Genomic DNA, 2,037 nt, shown 5'->3' with positions numbered 1-2,037 from the left:
GAAGCGGATCGCTGAACGGGTCAGCGGCGTCGCAGTCTCTCGCGCAATTCGTCCAGACGCACGGCGATACCCAGGCGGAACATGCGCTCGTCCTCCCGCCAATCGGCGCCCAGCACGTGATCAAGGCGGTCCAGCCGCTGCAGGATCGTGTTGGTGTGGAAGTTCAGCGCCCGGGCGGTACGGGTCGGGCTGGCGTTGTTCCGCACAAAAGCGCGCAGCGTGCCCAGCAGGTCGGCGCCGCGCTCGGCGTCGTAGGCGCGCACGGCCCCGATCGTGTCGCGCAGGAACGTTCCCAGTGCTTTCGAGTCCGTGTCAAGGATCGCCGAATAGGGCAGGAAATCGTCGACCTGCACCGTCATGCCGGTGACCTCCAGCGCCGTGAGCAATCGGGCGGTGCGCATCGCCGAGAGGAACGCGTCCGGCAGTGAGGCTGTCTCGGGTCGCGGGACGACGAGCGAAACCGGATGCTGGATCGACGCCTCCACGCGCTGACGCAGTCGCTCGGGTTCGAGAGCGTCCCGCGCAGAGGAGTGCGCCACGACGATGTAGCCGCGGTACTCACCGACCAGAGTGTGCTCGTCGAGATCGCGGCTGAGGGCGCGTGCGGCAGCAGTCTGCTGATCCCCGGGGACGGCCAGGAGCAGCAGCGTGTCGAGCGTCTGCAGATCGACGCCGAGCCGGCGCGCCCGCCGTTCCACATCCAACCGGCGCTCGGGGATGTCGTCGAGAAGATCGGTGATCAGTTCGCTGCGCACGCGCTGATCCGCGCCCGATGCCGCCTCCTGCTGCAGCTCAAGCAGGGCACCAACCTGCGCCGCGCGTTCGATCGTGCGGAAGTCCACCGATCCCAGGTCGAACTCGCCGTCGCCGAGCAGCATCGCGCCGAAGTGCCGTTTGCCGGCAGTGAGCGCGGCGACCGCACGCACCCCCGACCCGGTGACGGCGACGCAGTGCCCGGAGCGGCGGCTCTCGGCGATCGCATCGTGAACCTCGGCATCCGGTTCCAGCATGTCGGGAGCCAGGGGGAGTCCCGCGGCGGCAATGATCTGATCCTGGTCATCGAGGATCGCCACGGCCCGTCCGAGCGCGGACGAGAGCGTCTCGGCGACCGGCCCGAATCCACCGCCGGCGAGCACGGCCTGCACGAGCTCTTGGTGCACCGTGTTCGATCGATCGCGCTCCTTCAGATGGTCGGTGAGTCTGGCCAGAGCATCCCGCGCGTCGGTTGCCGACCTCTGGGAGTCGGCTAGCAGCTGGGTCGTCTGCAGGATGACCGAGGCGTGGTCGGCGAGGGCAGCGAGAAGCGAGATCTGTTCGGGAGCAAAATTGGTCTCTTCGCGGGTCGCGACGAACAGCACACCGAGCACGTCATCGCGCGAGAGCATGGGAACGCCCAGCAGCGATACGAGCCCCTCGGATGAGACAGCGTCGTGCAGCGGCGGGGCGTAGCGAACGTTGTGCTCGTCTGCGTAATCGTCGTAGCGGGCGATCCAGTGCGGTGCCCGCGACTCGACGATCGCGCTCGCCAGACCGTGCCGCGGAGTGACCCGCAGGTGCCGGAACGGCTCGCCGACGGCGCCGCTCGTCACGCGCACGCGCAGCTCACGCGTGTCGGGTTCGAACTCCGACAGATACGCCAAGTCGGCGCCCATCATCTCGTGTGCACGCTGAACCAGCCGCGCGAGTACGGCGTCGATGTCACGCAGTTCGGCGAGCTCACGCGCGCTGGAGAACAGGGCAGACAACTCATGCTCTCTGCGGCGCAGGCGTGAGAGCTCACGCTGCGAACGACCGACGCGTTCGGCGAGGGCAGACTCATCTGCTCCAGAAGCGCCGATGAATCGCAGAGCATCGCTCGCGGCGGTGGGTCCCACGAGATCGGGATCGTAAGCGGCATCCAGCAGCGCGGCGATCGCCTCCGCATCCTCCTTCATCCGGGCTCCTTCCTCGCCGGCATGTGCGACAGTGCGTACATCCCCCGTGTCGAGCATGCCAGCTTCCCGGATGGACGGAGTGCTTTCAGCGCTGCTCCTCGGC

At 67.9% G+C, this 2,037-nt stretch carries 1 protein-coding gene; it reads right to left on the bottom strand.

Going from position 1 to position 2,037, the window contains the following annotated elements:
• Positions 1–20: 20 nt before the first annotated feature.
• Entirely contained in the window at positions 21–1,934 is a 1,914-nt protein-coding gene (locus ACTICP_RS16045) for a GAF domain-containing protein (RefSeq protein WP_441894073.1), read from the bottom strand.
• Positions 1,935–2,037 lie beyond the last annotated feature (103 nt).

The sequence above is a fragment of the Microbacterium sp. genome (genome assembly GCF_052102115.1).
Taxonomy (GTDB): Bacteria; Actinomycetota; Actinomycetes; order Actinomycetales; family Microbacteriaceae; genus Microbacterium.
The sequence above is the reverse complement of the archived record's forward strand: the minus strand, read 5'-3'. Positions and strand labels throughout refer to the sequence as shown.

Coding starts and splice junctions, on each gene's coding strand:
- ACTICP_RS16045 (WP_441894073.1), bottom strand. CDS start 1,934: ATGAAGGAGGATGCGGAGGCGATCGCCGCGCTGCTGGATGCCGCTTAC.